This is a genomic window from Streptomonospora wellingtoniae (assembly GCF_031845375.1).
Lineage (GTDB): Bacteria > Actinomycetota > Actinomycetes > Streptosporangiales > Streptosporangiaceae > Streptomonospora > Streptomonospora wellingtoniae.
Window position 1 is genome coordinate 74,237 of sequence record NZ_JAVREK010000026.1, and the last position, 21,354, is coordinate 95,590.

Below are 21,354 nucleotides of genomic sequence, written 5' to 3' on the forward strand. Positions count from 1 at the left end.
CTGCGGTGCGAACGCATGCGCGATCGCTCACACGAACGCCCCGCACGTGCGGACGCGGTGCGCCCGGCGGCCGTCCGCGCGGACCGCCGGGCGCACACATGTCCTGCGGCGCGGGCGAGGTCCCCGCAGACCCCGTGGCGAGCCCTTGCCGCATCCTTCGGTGCTGCGTCGCGCCGCCGGTACGCGGCGCCCGGCCACGCGGCCGGCCGTCCGCGCAGCGACACGGGTGGCGATCCGTGCCGGCGGCGCTTCCCTATTCGGTTGACCCATGCCGCCCAGGGCGTGGGAAGGCGCGGATCCGCGTAGTCCACCGCACCGCCCAACCATTAGGCATGCCTTACCTAACCAGGATTTGGGGGCGTGGTCAAGCCACGGTGCCGCCGTGCCCGGGCCGGACGCGGCGGGCGGGCCCACTTGCCGCTTATACCAGGAGCAGGACCACGACCAGCAGGAAGACCGGGGCTCCGAGCGCCCCCAGGGCATCGGGTGCCCATACGGTGACCGGCCCGTGCGGCGCGGCGTCCTCAGCAGGGGCCGCGGGATCCGACGGCCCGGCGCCCTCTGCAGGGTCGGCAGCGGCCGCGACCCGGTTCGCCGGATCGGCCTTGCGGCGCTCGGCCTCCTCGCGCAGCCGCCGCGCCGCCAGGTCGACGGGGCGCATCGAGCGCGGGTCGGCGTCGGCGCCGGTGTCCAGGAGCGGCGCCGGCCCGTCGCCGGCCCGGCGCAGGTTCTCGCGCACGTTGGCGCGCCGGTTCTCCCGCAGCGGCCAGGAGCGGAAGACCCGCTCGCCGGCGTGCACCCGAAGCACGTCGGTCACGTCGGCCCAGGTGAACTCCGACCAGGGCACGAAGGTGTCGCGCAGCGGATTGACCAGCCGCACGCCCTCGGCGGTGGGCACCACCCGCGGCCGCAGCCACAGCACGTAGGCGACGCCGACGGTGATCAGCAGCACCGCCCCGGCCACCAGGCTGGAGGCGCCGCTTCCGCGCAGCGCGAGGTCGAACAGCAGCAGCGCGACCGCGGCGACCCACCCCCAGCCCAGCACGCGCCCCCCGGGCGAGATCAGCGGCTTCATCCGGTGGCCCACTTCAGCTGGGCGAAGCCGGGTTTGATCCGCCCGTTGATCAGCGACAGGCGCTCGTCGAACGGCAGGAACGCGGACTTCATCGCATTGACGGTGAACCACTGCAGGTCGTCCCAGCCGTAGCCGAACGCGGCGGAGAGTTTGGCGAACTCCTCCGACAGGGTCGTGCCGCTCTGCAGCCGGTTGTCGGTGTTGACCGTCACCCGGAACCGCAGGTCGCGCAGCAGGCCGATCGGGTGCTCGGCGATGGAGGGGGCCGCGCCCGTCTGGACGTTGGAGCTGGGGCACATCTCCAGCGGAACGCGCTGGTCGCGGACGTACTGGGCCAGGCGGCCCATGGCGACCCCGCCGTCGGCGTCCGGGCGCTGTACGTCGTCGACGATGCGGACCCCGTGGCCCAGCCGGTCGGCGCCGCACCACTGCAGCGCCTCCCAGATCGACGGCAGGCCGAACGCCTCGCCGGCGTGGATGGTGAAGTGGGCGTTCTCCCGGCGCATGTACTCGAAGGCGTCCAGGTGGCGGGTCGGCGGGTGCCCGGCCTCGGCGCCGGCGATGTCGAAGCCGACCACGCCCACGTCGCGGTAGCGCACGGCGAGCTCGGCGATCTCCAGGGACCGTGCGGCATGGCGCATCGCCGTGAGCAGGGTACCCACGATGATGGGCCGCCCCGCGGCGGCGGCGCGCTCCTGTCCCTTGCGGAATCCCTCCAGCACGGCCTCGACGACCTCGTCCAGCGTCAGGTCCTGCTCCAGGTGCAGCTCGGGCGCGTAGCGGACCTCGGCGTAGACGACGCCGTCGGCGGCCAGGTCCTCGGCGCACTCGGCCGCGACCCGCTCCAGGGCCTCGCGGGTCTGCATCACCGCGACGGTGTGCGAGAACGTCTCAAGGTACCGCTCCAGTGCGCCGGAGTCCGAGGCGTCGCGGAACCACGCCCCGAGCTCGGCAGCGTCGGATGCGGGCAGTCCGGTGTAGCCGGCGGCCTCAGCCAGCTCGACGACGGTCTCCGGGCGCAGTCCGCCGTCGAGGTGGTCGTGCAGCAGCACCTTGGGGGCGCGCCGGATGTCGTCCAGGGTCAACGGGTGGCTCATGGATTCAGGATGCCACCCGTCGCGGCCTGCCCGGACGCCCCGCCGCCGCGCGGCCGGTCAGCGCGGCCGGCAGGGCCCGCGGAGATCCCGCGCGCCGGGCGCGCGTCAGGCCAGGGCCGCGTCCTGCACCGGGTCGCCGCCGGCGGCGCGGGCGCACTCCCACAGCGACGTCAGTGCGGTGGCCGACATCAGCTGCACGCCCACGCCGATGGCGCGCTCGTCCACGTCGAATGTGCCGCGGTGCAGGTCGGCCATCGGCGAGCCGGACTGCGGGGAGTGCGTGCCCAGGCGGGCGAGCGCACCCGGAACGTGCTCCAGGTACCAGGCGAAGTCCTCACCTCCCAGGCTCTGGGGCGTATCGGCTACGGCCTCGGGTCCCAGTGCCTGGGTGCAGGCGTCCTGCAGCATCCGCACGCTGCTGGACTCGTTGACCGTGGGCGGCACGCCGCGGCGGTAGTCCACCTCGGCGCGGGCGCCGTAGCCGGCGACCACCGAGTCGACCAGTTCGCGGATGAGCTCGGGCGCGCTGTGCCAGGCGTCGTCGTCCAGGCAGCGCACGGTCCCCTCGACCACGCCGTCGTCGGGGATGGCGTTGGGCGCCGACCCCGCGCTGACGCGGCCCCACACGAGGCTGAACCCGGCCCGCGGGTCGACCCGGCGCGAGAGGGCGGCGGGCAGCTCGGTGACGACCTTGCCCAGCGCATAGACCAAGTCGGAGGTCAGGTGCGGCCGCGCCGTGTGCCCGCCGGGGCCCGAGAGCCGCACCATCACCTGGTCGCAGGCGGCGGTGATCGCACCGGTGCGCAGCCCGACCTGGCCGGTGAGCAGCCGCGGGTCGCAGTGCAGCGCGAAGATGCGGTCGACGCCGTCGATACCGCCCGCCTCGATCACCTCGCGGGCACCGCCGGGCAGCTCCTCGGCGGGCTGGAACAGCAGCCGCACCCGCCCCGGCAGCGCACCGGCCCGGGCCTGCTGAGCCAGGAACAGCCCTGCCGCCATCAGGACGGTGGTGTGCACGTCGTGGCCGCAGGCGTGGGCCGCGCCGGGAACCGTCGAGCGGTAGGGCACGTCCTTCTCGTCAGTGAGGGGGAGCGCGTCGATGTCGGCGCGCAGCGCGACGGTGGGGCCGTCGCCGGCGCCGATGTCGCAGACGAGCCCGGTCGTGTGCGGGAGGGGCTCGGGTGTGAGCCCGATGCCGCGCAGCCGCTCGGCGAGCCGCTGTGTCGTGCGGTGCTCGGCGAAGGCGAGTTCGGGATGCATGTGCAGATCGCGCCGGAACTCGATGAACTCGCGCTCGTGGCGAGCCAGGAATGCGTTCAGTTGCTCCCGCAGGTCACGCCCCTGCATGGGATGGCCCCCTGTTCTTCGTCACATAATCGGTGCCGGTGCCGCCGCCCGCCGCCTGTCCGGTGGCCGAGCTCGGCGCGTTCGCGGAGGGAGCCGCCGTCGGGAAGACGTCGGCGCGAAACTCCGCCACCAGTGAGTCCACGACGTCGTTCAGGGTGCCGCCCTGGTCGATGACGGCACGTTGACGCTCGTAGGACGCGCCCTTGTCGAGGATCTCCGAGACCACGTCGAGGTCGTCGGCGCACCCCAGCCGCGCCGCGACCGGTTCGAGATCGCGCAGGAGCTCGTACAGGTCGTCGCGCAGCGGCGCCGTCCGCCCTCGGTCGTCGGTGATGATCCGGGCGTCCAGGCCGTAGCGGGTGGCCCGCCACTTGTTGTCGTTGACCACCCATGTGGGCGGACTGGGAAGCCCGTAGCCGCGGTCGAGCTGCTGATCGAACAGCCGGACGAGGCTCTGGGACAACGCGGCGGCCATGCCGACCTCGCGCAGTGTGGGAATCCCGTCGAACATCCGGATCTCGATCGTGCCGAAATCGGGATGCGGGCGGACGTCCCACCAGACTTCCTTGATACTGGATATGGTCCCCGCGCGGAGCAGGGTTTCCATATATTCCTCGAACGCCGTCCAGTCGTCGAGGCGCGGCGGCGGCCCCGCGGTGGGCAGCGCGCCGAAGATGATCGACCGGCTGGAGGCGAGCCCGGTGTCGTGACCGCTCCAGAACGGGCTGGAGGCCGTCAGCGCCAGGAAGTGCGGAAGGTAGTTGGCCAGCGCGTTGACGATCGGGACGGCCTTCTCGCGGGAGCGCACCCCCACGTGGACGTGCACGCCGAAGGTCAGGATCCGGCGGGCGAGCCACTGCATCTCGTCGATGAGCTCGCCGTAGCGCTGGACCGGCGAGAGCGTCTGGTCGCGCCAGTCGTCCAGCGGGTGGGTGCCGGCGCACATGAGCGCGGCGTCGCGCGTCTCCAGCACCGAGCCGAGCCGCTCGATGCTGCCCGCCAGGTCGAATCGGGCCTCCTCGACGGTCTCGCAGACGCCGGTGACGACTTCGATGGTGCACTGCATCAGCTCGTGGCGCAGCGGGCTGTCCGGTGTCTCGCTGAGGTCGGGAAGCGCGCCGAGGACCTGCTGGGCCTCTTGGCGAAGGTGGCGGGTGTGCGCGTCGACGAGCTGGAGTTCCCACTCCACACCGAGAGTGGCGCGCTGGGAGTCGTTGAATTCGATGGCCACGGTCAACCTCCGCACAGTCGTCCGGCCGGCTCGGGCACCGACGCTGACCGCACCCTAGGCGAGGTGTCGCCCGCTTCGGCAATGCGTGTCATTCGGGGTTCCGTTCATCGGCGGTTCGGGCGGCGTGGCGTTCGGATGAGCGGCGCGCACCGGCGATGGGCGGCACTGCGCTGGGTCGGAGCAGGTGGGACCGGTGCGCGCGCGGCCCGGCCGGTTGCGGTCGGGGCGTCCGCCCCGCCGACCGGTCGCGGCGGCCGCTCGCGCAGCGCGCGCATACGGCGATCGGGGCGCCGACCGCGCGGACTCACAGGCCGCGACGTCGGGCGCGCCGTTCTCCGCGCTCCAAGATCACGCTACACAACAACGGATAAGAGTACCCCGAAGTAACCGATACGTGACCTCGATAACAGATTAGCTTTGCGAATTGTAAACTGAAACGGGCATTCCAGAACGAAATGTCGCGAAAGTCCTGCCGATCATTGGTTGCTCCCGATCACCGGAAGCCGCGGGAGGCGCCCGCTCGCCGCCTCTCGTCACTCAGTCGCGGCGGCGCCGCAGCCAGGCGATCACTCCCGCGACCCCCGCTGCGAGTACCGCGGGCAGGGCGAGGCGGCGTAGCGCCGCGCTGATGCGCCTGAGGCGGTCCCGCCTGTGCGAGCGCGCCATCTGCGCGGGCGTGGGGCGCGCCGGCAGCGTGGCCGCCGACGGCCCCAGGTCCTGGCGCACGGCAGTGCGGGCGGGCTCGTCGCCGGTCAGCCCGATCGGCAGTCCCGAAGGGACCGCCCCCTCGTAGGGCGGCGGGACCGGCAGCCAGGTCGCCGTCCAGGAGGCGCACAGCAGCAGCATCCGCATGACCAGGTTGATCCACAGCAGCAGTCCCACCATCACGGCGAAGGACGCGTAGATCGGGTTGCTCAGTGTGCCGCTGATCAGAAGTGCGGCGACGGCCTTGAGGATCTCGAAACCGACGGCGGCCAGCAGTGCCCCCTGCCACAGCAGCCGCACGGGGCGCCGCGTTCCCGACAGGCGGGAGAACACCATCAGGAAGATGAACGTGTCGACGGCCACCGCGATCGCCGGCCCCAGCACGCGGGTGGTGCCCACCGCCACCAGCGAGTCCTGCAATCGGACGAACTCCAGCAGCCAGTGGGTTGCCGCCTGGGCGACGCTGGTCAGCGCGACCGAGCCGAGCAGGCACACCCCCAGCACCGCCATCACCGCGACGTCGGTCAGCTTGGCGACGGCGAAGTTGGGTCCGTCGCCGACGTCGTTCAGCCACACCCGGCGCAGGGCCGCGCGCACCGCGTCCACCGCGCCCACACCGGAGTACAGCAGGCCGAGCAGGCCGATGACGCCCGCGCCGGTGCGGGCCTCGGCGATCCGGTCCACCGGCAGCCCTTCGGCAAGTCCGGGCAGCGCCTCGCGCAGCGCCTGGTCGAGGTAGTCGCGGGCGTCGGGCTCGACGGCGGCCGCATAGCCCACTGCGGCGAAGGCGAGCGCCAGCAGCGGGAAGAACGAAAGGAAGGCGTAGAAGGTGACCGATGCCGCCAGCCGGTTGCCCTCGCTCCCCGAGTAGCGGTCGTAGGCGCGCACGGCGTGGTCCACGGAGGGGTGGCGCCGGCGCACCGACCAGTAGGCCTCCATGGCGCGGTTGCGGTAGCGCCGCACCCGGTCCTTCAGCGCCGCCGTCGCGGCCATCGGCACCGCCCCCTCTCCTGCGCTGCCGCTTCGGCCCTACCCGGGCCCGGCCGGGCCCGCCGGATCGGGCGCCGCATCGGCCCGCGCCACGCCGACCGTAGCCAACCTCCTGCCCGGCGGCGAAGGCGGCACACCCGGGGGCCCGGGGGCCCGGGCGCCCCTCGCCGCCGACGGGACGACGGAGGGTGACCGCATCCACGGCACTCCGAAACCAAACCGATCAAAACAAGTCATTACCGGTCCACCGACGTCGACCTGCGCATCATCTAGACTGATCTTGTGCGAACTCGACAGGTTTTTCGATCGACTGGCCGCCTCGCGGACGGGCGCGAGATCATCTACTACGACGAGTCCCCCGACACCGGGCGGGCCGCCGTCGCCGACCGCAGGCCGCTACCGCCGTTCTCGACCGGCTCCCAGCTGCGCTACGACCCGCTGCTCGACGAGTGGGTGGCCCTGGCGGCGCACCGGCAGAACCGCACGTTCCTGCCGCCGCCCGACGAGTGCCCCCTCGACCCCACGCAGGGCGAGCGGCTCAGCGAGATCCCGGCGGACGATTACGACGTCGTCGTCTTCGAGAACCGCTTCCCCTCCCTGGCGCCGGCGCCCGACGTACCGGCAGCCGCAGCCGGCGACCCGGCGCTTTCGGTCCGCCCCGGAGCCGGCCGCTGCGAGGTCGTGTGCTTCACCTCCGATCACTCGGCGTCCTTCGGCGACCTCTCACCCGAGCGCGCGCGCACCGTCATCGAGGCCTGGGCCGACCGGACCGAGGCGCTCGGCGCCCGCCCCGACGTCGCCCACGTCTACCCGTTCGAGAACCGCGGGATCGAGATCGGGGTGACCCTTCAGCACCCCCACGGCCAGATCTACGGCTACCCGTTCGTGCCCCCGCGCATCCGGGCGATGGGCGAGGCCGCCCGCAAGCACCGCGAGTCCACCGGCGCCAACCTTTTCGACACCGTGGTGGCCGGCGAGCGCAGCGCGGGCACCCGCGTCGTCGCCGGCGGCGAGCACTGGACCGCGTTCGTGCCCGCAGCGGCCCGCTGGCCCTACGAGGTCCGGGTGTTCCCCCTGCGGCGCGTCCCCACTCTCGCCCAGCTGGACGAGGACCAGCGCGAGGAGCTCGCCCACCTCTACCTCCACCTGTTGCGCGCCTTCGACGGCCTGTTCCCCCCGCCCGACGAGGGCACCGACCCGCCCACGCCCTACATCTCGGCCTGGCACCAGGCGCCTGTCGGCGCCGATGGCACCCCCGACGCCGAGTTCGCGCTGCATCTGCAGTTGTTCACGCTGCGCCGTGCCCCTGGGAAACTGAAGTACCTCGCGGGGTCCGAGTCGGGCATGGCGGCGTGGATCAACGACGTCGCCCCCGAGGACGCCGCCGAGCGCATCCGCGCAGCGCTGCCCGCGACGGCGGCGGCGCGTCCCACCGAGAGCTAAGGAGCAGCCTTGAGAGTCCTGGTCACCGGAGGCGCCGGCTACATCGGCAGCGTCGTCGCCGCGCAGCTGATCGAGGCCGGACACGAGGTGTCGGTCCTCGACGACCTCTCCACCGGCCACCGCGAATCCGTGCCCGAGGGCTGCCGCTTCGTCGAGGGAGGCATCCGCGAACGCGCCGCCGAGGTCCTGGCCGACGACGACATCGAGGCCGTCCTGCACTTCGCCGCGCGCTCGGTGGTGCCCGAGTCGGTGTCCCACCCCGAGCGCTACTGGGACGGCAACGTCGGCTGCACGCTGGCCCTGCTGGACGCCATGCGCGTCCACGGCACCGGACGGATCGTCTTCTCCTCCACCGCCGCCGTCTACGGCGAGCCCGAGTCCTCGCCGATCCCCGAGGACGCCGCGGTGCGCCCCGGCAACCCCTACGGCGCCACCAAGGCCGCCATCGACACCGCCCTGACCGAGTTCGCGCGCCTGCACGGAATCGGCGCGGTGAGCCTGCGCTACTTCAACGTGGCCGGCGCCTACGCGGGCTTGGGCGAGCGGCACACCCCAGAGACCCACCTGATCCCGATCGTGCTGCAGGTGGCGCTGGGCCTGCGCGAGTCCGTCTCCGTCTACGGCGAGGACTATCCCACCGACGACGGCACCTGCGTGCGGGACTACATCCACGTCGCCGACCTCGCCGAGGCCCACCTGCTCGCGCTCGGCTCCTGCCGGCCGGGCGAGCACCGCGTCTTCAACCTGGGCAACGGCACCGGCTTCACCGTGCGCCAGGTCATCGACGTCTGCCGCGAGGTCACCGGGCACCCGATCCCGGCTGTCGCCGCCGATCGCCGCCCCGGCGACCCGGCCGTCCTGGTCGCGTCCAGCCGGAGCGCGCAGCGCGACCTGGGCTGGACCCCGCAGCGGCCCGAGCTGCGCCGCATCGTCGCCGACGCCTGGGACTTCCACACCAGCACCCGGGCCGCCGAGACCGCGGCCGGCTGAGCCGGCACGGCGGCGCCCCGGCGGCGCCGAGCCGTCAGATCAACGCAGCGGACGCGGCCGGGCGCGGCGCCCGCGCAGCCAGCGAGGAGAAGCAAGCGTGTTGGACCGCCTTCTCGCGCCGTTCCGGCGCGCAGACACCCCCCGGCCGGACGCGGCCGAGACCCCGGCCCCGCCCGCGGCGGCCTCCCCACAGCCCCGGTCGCAGGCATCCGGCGGCGGGCCGGCCCAGGCGGCGACTACTCGCGGGGACGTCGAGCGCCTCGTCGACACCGGCGAGGTCGCCGCAGCGTTCACCGAGGCCTACGGCCGCGAGCCCGTCGGCGTCTGGCGCGCGCCCGGCCGCGTCAACCTGATGGGCGAGCACACCGACTACAACGACGGCCTGGTGCTGCCGATCGCGCTGCCCTGGGGGGTCACCCTGGCGCTGGCGCCCACTGGCGACGGCACAGCCGAGGTGCGCAGCGCCCAGCGGCCCGACGAGGACGTCCGCTTCGCCACCGCCGATCTCGACCCCGAGGCCCCCCTCGGCGGATGGGGCTCCTACGTCGCCGGCGTGTTCTGGGCCGCCCGCGAGGCCGGCCATCTGCCCGCCGATGCCGGTGCGCGCATCCTGGTCGACTCCGACCTTCCGGTCGGCGCATCGCTGTCCTCCTCCGCCGCGCTGGAGTGCGCGGTGCTGCTCGCACTCGCCGACGCGCACGGGCTCGCAGATCTGGCCGGGGACCGGCCGGCGATGGCCGTCATCGCCCGCCGCGCCGAGAACGGCTACGTCGGCGCGCCCACCGGCATCCTGGACCAGAGCGCTTCGCTGCGCTGCACCGAGGGCTACGCCCTCAACCTGGACTGCCGCACCGGCGCGGCCGGGGCGGTCCCCTTCGACCTGGAGAAGGCCGGGCTGCGGCTGCTGATCGTCGACACCCGGGTCGAGCACAAGCTCAGCGACACCACCGGCGGCTACGCGGCCCGCTACGAGCAGTGCACGCGCGCGGCACGGGAGCTGGGCGTCGACGCGCTGCGCGACGTCGAGGACGTGGATTCGGCTCTGGCGCGGCTCGACGATCCCGTCCTGAAGGACAGGGTGCGCCACGTCGTCACCGAGATCCACCGGGTCAACGCGGCGGTAGGCCTGATGCGCGCAGGCGCCCTGGGCGACCTGGGCGCGGTCTTCAACGCCTCGCACATCTCCATGCGCGACCAGTTCGCGATCTCCACCCCCGAACTGGACCTCGCGGTGGAGACCGCCGTCGCGGCCGGCGCCCGCGGCGCCCGGATGACCGGCGGCGGCTTCGGCGGCAGCGCCATCGCCCTGGTGCCCGAGGACCGCCTGGACCGGGTCGGCAAGGCCGTCGCCGACGCCTTCGCCGAGAACGGCTTCCGGGCTCCGGCCCTGCGCGCGGCCCTCCCGTCGCCGGGAGCCCGCCGTCTCCGCTGAGCGGCCCCGAGGGTCCGCGGGGCGGAAGGCGGCACCCGGCCTCCGCCCCGCCGCGCGAGCCCGCCGGCGCTCCGGCCGCCTCCGGCGGCCCAGCCGCGTGAGCACCTTGACCTCCTCCTTAACCCGCTGGGCGGATCGTTGGGAGGGCTACGCCGCGGGGCCGCCGCTTCAGGCCCGCTCTTCTGCCGCGGGCGGACCCGCAGGCGCACCGGCAGGGCGCGGAGGCGGGGGGCGGCGCACCGGCGCACACGCCGCGGCGGAAGGAACGAGGACGGTCACGGACCGAACCTGGCTAGGCTGTGGCGAGTCCCAAGTCATCAAGGGGACAGACCAACCTCGAACGGTGCACTCACAGATGGGCGACCAGAGTCATGGTTGACGGGCGACACGGGCGAGGGCGGGGCGACGCCGACCGAACGGGCGTGTTCCGCCGCAGTCCCGACGGCGGTGCCGACGAGATCGAGAAGCTCTATCGCCCGCGCGGTTCCGAGCAGCACTCGGCCGGACGCAGCGGACCGACGCGGCGGATGCCGCCGATCGGCGACGAGCCGCCGCGCCGCCCCCCGGGCGGCTCCGGCCGCGGACGCGGCTACGACGGCTCGGGCGGCGCCCGGCGCAGGCGCGAGCAGCGCCGCAGGCGCCGCCGCACGATCCTGGTGATGCTGCTGGTGGTCCTGCTCGTGCTGCCGACGGTGTTCTACTTCTGGGCCGACTCCCGGCTGCAGCGCGTGGAGGCGCTCGGCTTCGAGGGCCAACTGGAGGACCAGCCGGGTGAGACCTACATGATCGTGGGCTCCGACAGCCGCGACGGCCTCACCGACGAGCAGCGGCAGCAGTTCGGCACCGGCGACGCGGCCGGCAAGCGCACCGACACGATCATGGTCCTCTACGTGCCCGAGACCGGTAAGCCGAGCATCGTCAGCGTGCCGCGCGACTCCTACGTGAACATCCCCGGTGTCGGCGAGAACAAGATCAACGCCGCCTTCGCCGAGGCGCTCGGCGGCGGGCCGACCCGGCTCGTGCAGACCTTCGAGCAGGCCAGCGGCGTCCGCATCGACCACTACGTCGAGATCGGGTTCTCCGGGTTCGTGGGGATCGTCGACGCCGTGGGCGGGGTCGAGATGTGCCCCGAAGAGGCCATGCAGGACCCCAAGGCCGACCTCGACATCGAGGCCGGCTGCCAGACGATGGACGGCAAGACCGCTCTGGGCTACGTGCGCACGCGCGCGACCCCGCGCGCCGACCTGGACCGCATCCAGCGCCAGCGGGAGTTCTTCAGCGCCCTGGTCTCCCAGGCGACCTCGCCCGGCACCCTGCTCAACCCGTTCCGGTCGGTGCCGCTGGTGACCGAGGGCACCGACACCTTCCTCGTCGACGAGGACGACCACCTGATCGACCTGGCGAGCATGGCGCTGGCCATGCGCGAGAAGCCCGCGACCACGGCGGTGCCGGTCGGCTCGACGCCCACGATCGCGGGGGCCGGGTCAGTCGTGCTGTGGGACGAGGCGCGCTCGGCGGAGATGTTCGAGGCTATGCAGGCCGGCGAGCCCATTCCGGAGAGCGCCATGCAGGAATAGTCTGCGGGCCCCGCGCGACCGGCGGGGCCCGGGTTCCGCCCCGCGCTGCCGAAACCCCGCAGGAGGCGCCTCGGAGCCGCGGGAAGGCAGAGAAAAGGGCCCGTCGCCTGGCGACGGGCCCTTTCCCTGACGTTCCGCACCGCGCGCGCCTACCCCCCAGCGGGCGCACGGCCGGCACGTCGGCCTCGAATGGTTTCGGGGGCTGCCCGCGGATTCATCCCGTGAGCAGACAACTCTAAGATAGGGCAATATTCGCGAAACATGCGAATCGCGGCGGAGTGGCATATACCGCATTACCGGTATCGATGACCGAAGGTGTCCGAACGCTAGCCCTGAGCCACTGCCGCCGTTCGCCAACCCGCATCGCGGGCCCGCGCCGACCGGTCCGCCCGGCCCTTCCCGCATCACGCCGCCGCGCGCCGCCGGGCGGGGGCGCGCGCACGAAGGCCGTCCCGCCCGCCGCCCGGCGGGCGGGACGGCCTCGCGGCCGGTCCCGAGCGGGACTCAGGCCAGGCGCTTCTGCAGGTTCTCGTCGAGCACGGCGAGGAACTCCTCTGTGGTGAGGAAGCCCTGGTCGCCGCCGATCAGCAGCGCGAGGTCCTTAGTCATCTGCCCGCTCTCGACCGTGGAGACAACGACCTGCTCCAGGGTGTTGGCGAACTCCACGACCGCGGGGGTGTTGTCGAGCTTGCCGCGGTGCTCCAGGCCACGGGTCCAGGCGAAGATGGAGGCGATGGGGTTGGTGGAGGTGGGCTTGCCCTCCTGGTGCTGGCGGAAGTGCCGGGTCACCGTGCCGTGGGCGGCCTCGGCCTCCACGGTGCGGCCGTCGGCGGTGCGCAGCACCGAGGTCATCAGGCCCAGCGAACCGAATCCCTGCGCGACCGTGTCGGACTGCACGTCGCCGTCGTAGTTCTTGCAGGCCCAGACGTAGCCGCCCTCCCACTTCAGCGCGGCGGCGACCATATCGTCGATCAGCCGGTGCTCGTAGGTCAGGCCGGCGGCCTCGAAGCGGTCCTTGAACTCGTTCTCGAAGATCTCGGCGAACACGTCCTTGAACATGCCGTCGTAGGACTTGAGGATCGTGTTCTTGGTGGACATGTAGACCGGGTAGCCGCGGTCCAGCCCGTAGTTGAAGCTGGCGCGCGCGAAGTCCTCGATGGACTTGCGGTAGTTGTACATGCCCATCGCCACGCCGCCGCCCTCGGGGAACTTCGCGACCTCGAGCTCGATGGGCTCGCCGCCGTCCTCGGGGGTGTAGCTGATGGTGACCGTGCCAGGGCCGGGCACCTTGAAGTCGCTGGCCTTGTACTGGTCGCCGTGGGCGTGGCGGCCGATGATGATCGGCTTGGTCCAGCTGGGCACCAGCCGCGGCACGTTCTCGCAGACGATGGGCTCGCGGAAGACGACGCCGCCGAGGATGTTGCGGATCGTGCCGTTGGGCGAGCGCCACATCCTCTTGAGGCCGAACTCCTCGACGCGGTCCTCATCGGGGGTGATCGTGGCGCACTTGACGCCGACACCGTGCTCCTTGATGGCGTTGGCGGCGTCGACGGTGACCTGGTCGTCGGTGCGGTCGCGCTCCTCGATGCCCAGGTCGTAGTACTTCAGGTCGATGTCCAGGTACGGCAGGATGAGCCGGTCCTTGATGAAGGACCAGATGATGCGGGTCATCTCGTCGCCGTCGAGCTCCACTACCGGGTTGGCGACCTTGATCTTGGCCATGGGGTGGCTGTCCCTTCGTTTCGGCTAGCCGTCATGTGGCTGGAGGCCGCGCCGGGCACACCGGTCGCGCCGCGGCGGGGGCGGCGCCAGGCCGCGCTCGCCCGCGGGGAGGACCGGTGTGTCCGCGACACGCCTCATGAGCTCGCCGCAAGGCCGCCGGCCGCCCCGTGGCCGGTATCCGGGCGGGAGACGACCCCACCGGGTGGTCAGCGGGCGGCGGCCAAGGCGATCGAACGTATGCGGTATCTCGATATCAAGCTTAATAGACGCCTACTGGGACAGCTGAGGGGCTACCCAGGCGAGCACGATCAACAGCACCGCCAGCCCGGTCAGGGTGATGATGTCGACCCACCGGCTGCGGACTGCGAGCATCCCGAGCTTCTCCGGAGGAAGCAGGGTGCGGAACACCGCGGCCATCATCAGGGCGCCGGCGATCAGCGCGGGGCCCCTCTTGAAGTGGGCGGCGGCGACGATCACGATCCCTGCGGACATGGTGGACAGCACCAGGAAATACGGCACCTGCGACAACCAGCCGGGTGCTTCGTCGCCGACTCCGGACTCCCGGCCCTCGGGAGCGGGATCGGGCTCCTCGTCGGGCTGGTGCGATTTGGCAGCTACCGCTTCCTCCACCGTGTTCTGGCTCACTGTCAACCCCACGCTAGCGCACGCTTCTCACCGGACCGCCCGGCGCCGGGAGGCGCCCCGGCACGATCCGGCCGTGGGCGCCGGAGGCCGCGGGCTCGCACGGATCCGGCTCATCTATAGCCCGATCGCCCGCGCGCCCGGCCGCACCGCCGGCCGAGGACGCCCACAGTTTAGTGACGTCCGCCGCCGCCCCGTGCATGGCGCAACGGAATCGGCCTCTCTTCTTTCGAGTTTTTCCCGGCCCGATATCCGGACAACGCCGTAAACCTACCGCGATAGCTGTCTAACTCCCGAGTAAGAGCGTAGAACCAACAGCGCCCGGGTAACCCGTGAAGAGATGAGTGCCACGGCGAGCGAGGACCACCCCCTATGAACCCCACTCAGCCAGCTACGACCAGCCGACACAGCCAAGCAGCAAGGCACCCGTCCGCGCCCCGCCGTGCACTCCCTCATCGGCCGCGCCCCACACTGGGAGGAACAACCGTGGACGGGCCCTATATGCGGGTCGAGGAGAACGGGGACGTACAGCCGTTGAAATCCGAGGTCACCACGGTCGGACGCGGAGAGGGGGCCGACATCCGCCTCAGCGATCCCAGCGTGTCGCAACTGCACGCCGAGCTGGTGCGCCGCGGCCCCTACGTCTACGTGGTCGACCTCGGCCTTTCCCGCAACGGCACCCGGGTCAACGGCCGTCCAATAGCGCGCAGGGTCCTCGAAGAGGGCGATGTCCTGAGCTTCGGAAGCGCGCGCTGCAAGATCGGCGGCCTGCCCAGGGAGGAACTCAACCCCGATGTCGAGGTGCGTAGGGGAACCGCACCCGAACTCACCCGGAGGGAGCTCGACGTCCTCACGTCGCTCTGCCGCCCCGCTCTCTCCGACGAAGCCTTCGTCTCCCCCGCGACCGCCCGCGAGATCGCCGAGGACCTGGTCGTGACAGAAGCTGCCGTCAAGCAGCATCTCCTCCGCCTGTACCAGAAGTTCCGGGTCCCCGAGGGGGCCAACCGCCGCACCCGTCTGGCCAATGAGGTCGTCGCACTGGGCCTGGTACGCCCGATGCCCGTCCTCGACCGCGAACGCAAGGCCAGCTGATCCCGAGGGGCCCGCCGAACGGGCCGCCGCTGCGGCCCGCCGTCGCCGGGCCCCTCGAACGGGCCCCTCGAACGGGCCGCCGGAGCCACCGGCCCCGGCGGCGCGGCATGCCCATGGACAGCCTGCGACCGGCTAACCCGCCAGGCGCTCGGCGGCCTCCACCACGTTCACCAGCAGCATCGCGCGGGTCATCGGCCCCACGCCGCCCGGGTTGGGCGAGACGCAGCCCGCCACCTCCCGCACGTCCTGGGCCACGTCGCCGCGCAGCCCCTCCTCCGTGCGGGTGACCCCCACGTCCAGCACCGCCGCACCGGGCTTGACCATGTCGCCGGTGATGATCCCGGGAACGCCCGCACCGGCGACGACGATGTCGGCGCGGCGCGTGTGCTCGGCCAGGTCGCGGGTTCCGGTGTGGCACAGCGTCACCGTCGCGTTCTCGCTGCGGCGCGTCAGCAGCAGCCCCAGCGGCCTGCCCACGGTCACACCGCGGCCCACCACGACGACCTCGGCGCCCTTGAGCGGCACGCCGTAGCGCTTCAGCAGCTCCACGATGCCGCGCGGGGTGCACGGCAGCGGAGCCCCCTCCATCAGCACGAGCTTGCCCAGGTTGACCGGCTGGAGGCCGTCGGCGTCCTTGCCCGGGTCGATCTGGCCCAGCACGCGGTTCTCGTCCAGCCCGCGCGGCAGCGGCAGCTGCACGATGTAGCCGGTGCAGGCGGGGTCGGCGTTGAGGTCGGCGACCACGCCTTCGACCTGCTGCTGGGTGGCCTCGGCGGGCAGATCGCGGCGGATGCTCTCGATTCCGACCTCGGCGCAGTCGCGGTGCTTGCCGGCGACATACGAGTGGCTGCCGGGGTCGTCGCCGACCAGGACCGTGCCCAGGCCGGGCACGGCCCCCTTGGCGCGCAGAGCGGCCACCCGGTCCACCAGCTCCGCCCGGATGGCCGCAGCGGTGGCCTTGCCGTCGAGAATCTGTGCGCTCATCTGCCTCTCGTCCCTTCCTGGGTACGTCCCCGGGCTCGTCGGCTCGCGCCGCCCCGCCCGATGATCAGTGGTAGAAGTGCCGGGTCCCGGTCGCATACATCGTGATGCCGGCCGCCTCGGCCGCGGCCACCACTGCCTCGTCGCGCACGGAGCCGCCCGGCTGGGCGACCGCCCGCACGCCCGCTCCCGTCAGCACCTCCAGGCCGTCGGGGAAGGGGAAGAACGCGTCGCTGGCCGCCACCGAGCCGCTCACCCGGTCGCCGGCCCGCTCGACCGCCAGGCGCGCGGCGTCGACGCGGTTGACCTGGCCCATGCCCACGCCCACGGTCGCACGGTCGGCCGCCAACAGGATCGCGTTGGACTTCACGGCGCGCGCCGCGCGCCAGGCGAACGCCAGGTCGGCCAGCACCGCCGCGTCGGCCGCCGGTCCCGCCATCAGCTGCCAGGAGGCGGGGTCGTCGCCGGGCGCGTCGACCAGGTCGGCCAACTGCCGCAGACTGCCGCCGCTGATCGGGTGCTCCTCGGAACGGGCGGCCCGGTCCGGCGGCGTGACGACCAGCAGCCGGATGTTCTTCTTGCGGGTGAGGATCTCCACCGCGCCGGGCTCGTACTCCGGAGCCACCAGCACCTCGGTGAAGATCTCGGCCACCTGCTCGGCCAGCGCCACGCTCACCGGCCGGTTGGTCGCGATGACCCCGCCGAACGCCGAGGTCGGGTCGCAGGCGTGCGCCTTGCGGTGGGCCTCGGCGATGTCGGCGCCCACCGCGATACCGCAGGGGTTGGCGTGCTTGATGACCGCCGCGCACGGGTCGGCGAAGTCGTAGGCGGCGCGCAGCGCGGCGTCGGCGTCGACGTAGTTGTTGTAGGACATCTCCTTGCCGTGCAGCTGCTCTGCGCCCGCCAACCCCGGTCCGCCGGCGCCCTCGCCCCGATACAGCGCCGCCCGCTGGTGCGGGTTCTCGCCGTAGCGCAGGGTGGTGCTGCGGTAGCCCACAAAGGCGTAGAAGTCGGGCCAGCCGGTCTCGGCCGCGACCTCGTCGGGCGCGTAGGCCGTGGCGAACCAACTGGAGACCGCGGCGTCGTAGGCGGCCGTGTGCGCGAACGCCTGCGCGGCCAGCCGCTTGCGCTGCTCCAGGTCGAATCCGCCGGCCTGCACGGCCTCGATGACCTCGTCGTAGCGGGACGGGTCGACGACCACCGCAACGGAGCTGTGGTTCTTGCCGGCGGCGCGGATCATCGCCGGGCCGCCGATGTCGATCTTCTCGATGCACTCGCCGAGGGAGGCGCCCGCCGACACCGTCTCCTGGAACGGGTAGAGGTTGGAGACCAGCAGGTCGAAGGTGCCGATGCCCAGCTCCTCCAGCGTCGCGCGGTGCGCGGCGTTGGCGCGGTCGGCCAGCAGCCCGGCGTGCACGCGCGGGTGCAGCGTCTTGACCCTGCCGTCCAGCACCTCGGGGAACCCGGTGACGTCCTCGACCGCTGTCACGGGCACGTCGACCTCGGCCAGCCGCGCCGCCGTGGAGCCGGTGGACACGATCTCCACCCCGGCCTCGGCGAGCCCGTAGGCCAGCTCTTCCAGTCCGGTCTTGTCGTAGACGCTGATCAAAGCGCGCCGAATGGCCTGCTGGCTCACCGGTTCTCCTCTGCGACGTAGTCGGTTGACGGTGACTGCTGCGCGACGGTGCCGCCCAGGCGCACGTGCCGGCCCGAAACGGTCCAGCCTTCGCGCGCCAGGCGGCCGACGACGTCGACGAGCATGTGCCGCTCGACCGCCTTGATGCGCTCGTGCAGCGACGCGGCGTCGTCCCCGGGTTCGACCCGCACGGCGACCTGCTCGATCACCGGACCGGTGTCGACTCCGGAGTCGACGACGTGCACAGTGGCGCCGGTGACCCTGACGCCGTAGGCGAGGGCGTCGCGGACGGCGTGGGCGCCGGGGAACGCAGGCAGCAGCGCGGGGTGGACGTTGACGACCGTGTGCCGCTCCAGCACCTCGGCGCCGAGTATGCGCATGAAGCCCGCCGAGACCACCAGGTCTGGCCGGCAGGCGTCCAGCCGCTCGCTGAGCGCCGCGTTCCACTCGCCGCGGTCGCCGTAGTCGGCGAAGGGCACGGTGAAGGTGTCGACGCCCGCTTCGCGCGCCCGGCCGAGGCCCTCGGCCCCGCGGCGATCCGCACCCACCGCCACGATCGCGGCGCCGTACGAGGGAGCGGCCGCGGCCTCCAGCAATGCGGCCATGTTGCTTCCCGCGCCTGAGATGAGAACGACAACTCGCGCCGACAGAGTGCTTCCTCCTCATGGGGATACGGTGCGGGAGTGCGCCTGCCCGAGCCGCCGCACGGCGGCGGGCCGCCCGGCCTGCGGGTGTGCGGGCGTCAGCGAGCGGGCGCAGCGCTCCGCAGACGGCAGCCGACGTATGCGCGGCTCCCCCGCCCGCGGTGTCAGCCTATCTCGCCAGGTAGCGTCTACTCCACGGGACCCCGTCGGGGTGCGCGCCCGCCACCCCACCGGCGCCGCCCGACGCCGGCCCGTCTGAGACCGACCGCCGCCAGGCACAGTCCGCGAGGAGCCTTTGTGACCGATGACCAGCCCGAGCCGCGCAGCGACGGGCAGCAACCCACCGTCGAACGAGGCGGGCTGTGGGGACTCTTCCTCTCCGCAGCCGGGCTGGTCCTGCCGCCTTACGGCATCGTGCTGTCCGCGCTGGGCATCTTCCAGGGCCGGCGGGCGCGCCGCGCGGCCCGCGCGAGGAACGCTGCGGCGCCCGGCGCGCTGCTCAGCATGGTCCTGGGCTGGGTCGGCGTGACGCTCTCAGGGCTGATGATCATCGGATACGCGCTGGTCTGGGACCAGTACCAGGCCTACTCGGCCTGCTCCGCGCGGGCGCTGACCCACAGCTCCCAGGAGCAGTGCGACCAGGACTTCCGCAGGGCGGTCTCGGAGAAGACGGGCGTCCCGATGGAGCAACTGCCCTCGGTCGGGGGCTGATCGCCCGGCGGGGACCTGAACTCTCAGGCCCCGAACCCCGCCGATCTTGTAGCTGTCGTGAAGGAGATCGATTTCCGTTTGCGATAGCTACAAGATCGACGACGATGTGCCGCCGGGGTCCCCGCCGCCGGCCTCGTAGGTGATCCCGTAGAAGTCCTCGCCGTCGTCCTCCTCCGCGGCGCGGCGGCGGGGCAGGCGCGGGCGGGGCAGCGCGGACAGGGCCCTACGCACGCCGCGGCGCAGCGGCGCCGCCGTTTGGTCCTGTTCCCGCTCCTGGCGGGGCGCAGCGGTGCGGGCCGCGCCGAACCGGCTCTTGCGGCGCGAGTCCTCCCCGTCGGGTTCGGCCGCGGATGCGGCGGCGGGCTCGGTCCCGTCGGAAGGCGCTGCCTCGGGGGCGTGGCGCCGGTAGTAGCGCCAGTTGGCCACCCAGGCGGTGATGGCCGCCGCAAGCCCGACCTCCAGCGCCGTAATCAGCCCGACCTGCCACGCGGAGGGCCCGACGTCCGCCAGCCGCTCGGCGCCCAGAGGCCCGCCCGCCGCCGCCGACAGGGCGGCGCACGCCAGCCCCGTGGTCACGCCGCAGACGAACCCCCACAGCGGCGCCGACTCGCTGACCACGGCGGGGGCGCTGCGTTGAGTCAGCACGCCGCCCAGCCCGCCGGCCGCGAACGGCACGGCCAACGCGGCCAGTGACAGCACCGGCGCGGGCCCGTCGTCGGGCAGCGCCGCGAGCATGGGGAACACCGGCAGCGCACCCACGGAGACACCGGTGGGCGCGACGATCGTGCCGGCGCCCACAGCGAACCCGGGACCGACCGCGTAGGCCAGCCCGAACACGACGGCGTTGGGCACATACAGCAACTGGATGAGCAGCAGCAGCGCGCCGCCGACCACGCCGGGCGCCAGATCGCCGGTGGTGGAGACCGCATCGCCGAAGCCCGCGGCGAGCCCGACGACGAACAGCAGCGCACCGGTGGCGAGCAGGGCGCCGGTGGCGCTGACCGTGCCCACCAGCAGCGACCGCGGGCGGTCGGGCATCAGCTCCAGCAGGCGGCGCTTGGCGATGCCCTTGTCGCGCAGCAGTTGGAACAGCACGCCCGCGCCGCCTGCGACGAAGGCGAGCATGAACCCGGCGATGAGCGCCTGCACCATGCTGGGGCGGACCGCCTCGGTCTGGCCGATCAGCGCGAGCGTGCCCGCGATCGCCGCATACGGCCCAGCGATGGCCAGGGCCGCCCGGAACAGGTGGCGCAGCCGCGGCAGCTCGCAGGCGCGCGCCAGCCGGCGGCCCGCGCGGTACAGCAGCAGGCCCGGCAGCACGACCAGGCCCAGCGGGAGCATCGCCACGTCGCCGCCGGGGACGGCGAAGCCCACGTGGTGACCGACCAGCCATGCCTGCACCGCAGTGACCAGCACATCGCCGATGTCCTCGCCGAACGTGCCATGCGGCGCGGCGACCCATCCGGCGATGGTGAGCGTCATCAGCACGGCGAGCCCGATGGCGGCGGACGAGGCCGCCGCCAGCCCGCCGGCGATATAGAGGGGGCGGATCTGCTCGACCGCGAAGAGGCCTCCGCCCGCGCCGCCGGAGCCGCCGCCCGTGCCGGAGGACCCGCGGCGGGGGCGGTCGCCGCCGCGGTTCGGGGAAGGACGTGCGGGCGCGCTCACCCGACCCATGCTGCCAGCCCCGCCCCGATCCGCGCCCCTCTGCGCCGGGCGTGTCGCACCCCCGCCCGCAGGGCGCGTGTGCTAGAGCGCGGTGGCCGCGAACCCGGGGACGGAGAACGGGTCGGCCCCGCCACCGCGACAGGTGGCGGGGCCGACCCGACTGCGGCGCGGGGGGCGCGCCGCTCGCGTCGGTCTACCCGGCTGCGGCGGGCGAGCCGGTCAGAACAGCTCGCGGGCCAGGCGCGCGGTTTCGCTGGGGGTTTTGCCGACCCGGACGCCGGCCGCCTCCAACGCCTCCTTCTTCGCCTGCGCCGTGCCCGCCGAACCCGACACGATCGCCCCCGCATGACCCATCGTCTTGCCCTCCGGCG

At 72.9% G+C, this 21,354-nt stretch carries 17 protein-coding genes and 1 pseudogene; 6 read left to right on the forward strand and 12 right to left on the reverse strand.

Annotated elements, in window-relative coordinates; all coding sequences use genetic code 11:
• Positions 1–421: 421 nt before the first annotated feature.
• The 5 genes from RM446_RS20970 to RM446_RS20990 all read right to left on the reverse strand — a co-directional run bounded on the left by RM446_RS20970 (position 422) and on the right by RM446_RS20990 (position 6,448).
• Entirely contained in the window at positions 422–1,075 is a 654-nt protein-coding gene (locus RM446_RS20970) for a PH domain-containing protein (RefSeq protein ID WP_311547095.1), read from the reverse strand.
• Positions 1,072–2,172 carry an adenosine deaminase gene (locus RM446_RS20975; protein ID WP_311547096.1) on the reverse strand — a complete coding sequence of 367 codons (1,101 nt, stop codon included), beginning with the start codon at positions 2,170–2,172 and terminating at the stop codon, positions 1,072–1,074. The genes RM446_RS20970 and RM446_RS20975 overlap by 4 nt, the downstream gene beginning before the upstream one ends.
• 105 nt (positions 2,173–2,277) lie before the next feature.
• Entirely contained in the window at positions 2,278–3,519 is a 1,242-nt protein-coding gene (locus RM446_RS20980) for a M20 family metallopeptidase (RefSeq protein ID WP_311547097.1), read from the reverse strand.
• A complete protein-coding gene (locus tag RM446_RS20985) occupies positions 3,506–4,750 on the reverse strand; it encodes a glutamate--cysteine ligase (protein WP_311547098.1) in 1,245 nt (414 codons plus the stop codon). The genes RM446_RS20980 and RM446_RS20985 overlap by 14 nt, the downstream gene beginning before the upstream one ends.
• A gap of 537 nt (positions 4,751–5,287) precedes the next feature.
• Positions 5,288–6,448 carry a YihY/virulence factor BrkB family protein gene (locus tag RM446_RS20990; protein ID WP_311547117.1) on the reverse strand — a complete coding sequence of 387 codons (1,161 nt, stop codon included), beginning with the start codon at positions 6,446–6,448 and terminating at the stop codon, positions 5,288–5,290.
• A 279-nt stretch (positions 6,449–6,727) separates the two neighbouring features.
• On the opposite strand from RM446_RS20990, the gene galT reads away from it, so the two are divergent.
• The 4 genes from galT (at position 6,728) to RM446_RS21010 (ending at position 11,887) form a co-directional block, all read left to right on the forward strand.
• Complete coding sequence (gene galT / locus RM446_RS20995; RefSeq protein ID WP_311547099.1) at positions 6,728–7,888, forward strand: galactose-1-phosphate uridylyltransferase; 1,161 nt, start codon at positions 6,728–6,730, stop codon at positions 7,886–7,888.
• Between the two features lie 9 nt (positions 7,889–7,897).
• Complete coding sequence (gene galE, locus RM446_RS21000) at positions 7,898–8,878, forward strand: UDP-glucose 4-epimerase GalE (RefSeq protein WP_311547100.1); 981 nt, start codon at positions 7,898–7,900, stop codon at positions 8,876–8,878.
• A 97-nt stretch (positions 8,879–8,975) separates the two neighbouring features.
• Positions 8,976–10,310: a galactokinase gene (gene galK / locus RM446_RS21005; RefSeq protein WP_311547101.1), complete on the forward strand. Its 1,335-nt coding sequence runs from the start codon at positions 8,976–8,978 to the stop codon at positions 10,308–10,310.
• 371 nt (positions 10,311–10,681) lie between these two features.
• Positions 10,682–11,887 carry an LCP family protein gene (locus tag RM446_RS21010; protein ID WP_311547102.1) on the forward strand — a complete coding sequence of 402 codons (1,206 nt, stop codon included), beginning with the start codon at positions 10,682–10,684 and terminating at the stop codon, positions 11,885–11,887.
• Positions 11,888–12,391: 504 nt separating this feature from the next.
• Here RM446_RS21010 and RM446_RS21015 read toward each other — a convergent pair.
• Entirely contained in the window at positions 12,392–13,609 is a 1,218-nt protein-coding gene (locus RM446_RS21015) for an NADP-dependent isocitrate dehydrogenase (RefSeq protein ID WP_311547103.1), read from the reverse strand.
• Between the two features lie 270 nt (positions 13,610–13,879).
• Positions 13,880–14,254 (reverse strand): DUF3017 domain-containing protein, encoded by a 375-nt coding sequence (locus RM446_RS21020; RefSeq protein WP_311547104.1) that lies wholly within the window; start codon positions 14,252–14,254, stop codon positions 13,880–13,882.
• 483 nt (positions 14,255–14,737) lie between these two features.
• On the opposite strand from RM446_RS21020, the gene RM446_RS21025 reads away from it, so the two are divergent.
• Complete coding sequence (locus RM446_RS21025; protein WP_311547105.1) at positions 14,738–15,343, forward strand: FHA domain-containing protein; 606 nt, start codon at positions 14,738–14,740, stop codon at positions 15,341–15,343.
• A 132-nt stretch (positions 15,344–15,475) separates the two neighbouring features.
• Here RM446_RS21025 and RM446_RS21030 read toward each other — a convergent pair whose 3' ends face one another.
• The 3 genes from RM446_RS21030 to purN all read right to left on the reverse strand — a co-directional run bounded on the left by RM446_RS21030 (position 15,476) and on the right by purN (position 18,610).
• Positions 15,476–16,327: a bifunctional methylenetetrahydrofolate dehydrogenase/methenyltetrahydrofolate cyclohydrolase gene (locus RM446_RS21030; RefSeq protein ID WP_311547106.1), complete on the reverse strand. Its 852-nt coding sequence runs from the start codon at positions 16,325–16,327 to the stop codon at positions 15,476–15,478.
• 64 nt (positions 16,328–16,391) lie between these two features.
• Positions 16,392–17,960: a bifunctional phosphoribosylaminoimidazolecarboxamide formyltransferase/IMP cyclohydrolase gene (gene purH / locus RM446_RS21035; RefSeq protein WP_311547107.1), complete on the reverse strand. Its 1,569-nt coding sequence runs from the start codon at positions 17,958–17,960 to the stop codon at positions 16,392–16,394.
• Positions 17,957–18,610 carry a phosphoribosylglycinamide formyltransferase gene (purN, locus tag RM446_RS21040; protein WP_311547118.1) on the reverse strand — a complete coding sequence of 218 codons (654 nt, stop codon included), beginning with the start codon at positions 18,608–18,610 and terminating at the stop codon, positions 17,957–17,959. Before purN ends, purH begins: the two co-directional genes overlap by 4 nt.
• Positions 18,611–18,901: 291 nt before the next feature.
• On the opposite strand from purN, the gene RM446_RS21045 reads away from it, so the two are divergent.
• Positions 18,902–19,315 carry a DUF4190 domain-containing protein gene (locus tag RM446_RS21045; RefSeq protein ID WP_311547108.1) on the forward strand — a complete coding sequence of 138 codons (414 nt, stop codon included), beginning with the start codon at positions 18,902–18,904 and terminating at the stop codon, positions 19,313–19,315.
• Positions 19,316–19,402: 87 nt separating this feature from the next.
• On the opposite strand, the gene RM446_RS21050 is transcribed toward RM446_RS21045, so the two are convergent.
• Both RM446_RS21050 and RM446_RS21055 read right to left on the reverse strand, forming a co-directional pair.
• Positions 19,403–20,992 (reverse strand): cell division protein PerM, encoded by a 1,590-nt coding sequence (locus RM446_RS21050; RefSeq protein WP_449657180.1) that lies wholly within the window; start codon positions 20,990–20,992, stop codon positions 19,403–19,405.
• Between the two features lie 210 nt (positions 20,993–21,202).
• Positions 21,203–21,354, reverse strand: a pseudogene (locus RM446_RS21055) (succinate--CoA ligase subunit alpha); the annotation flags it as partial.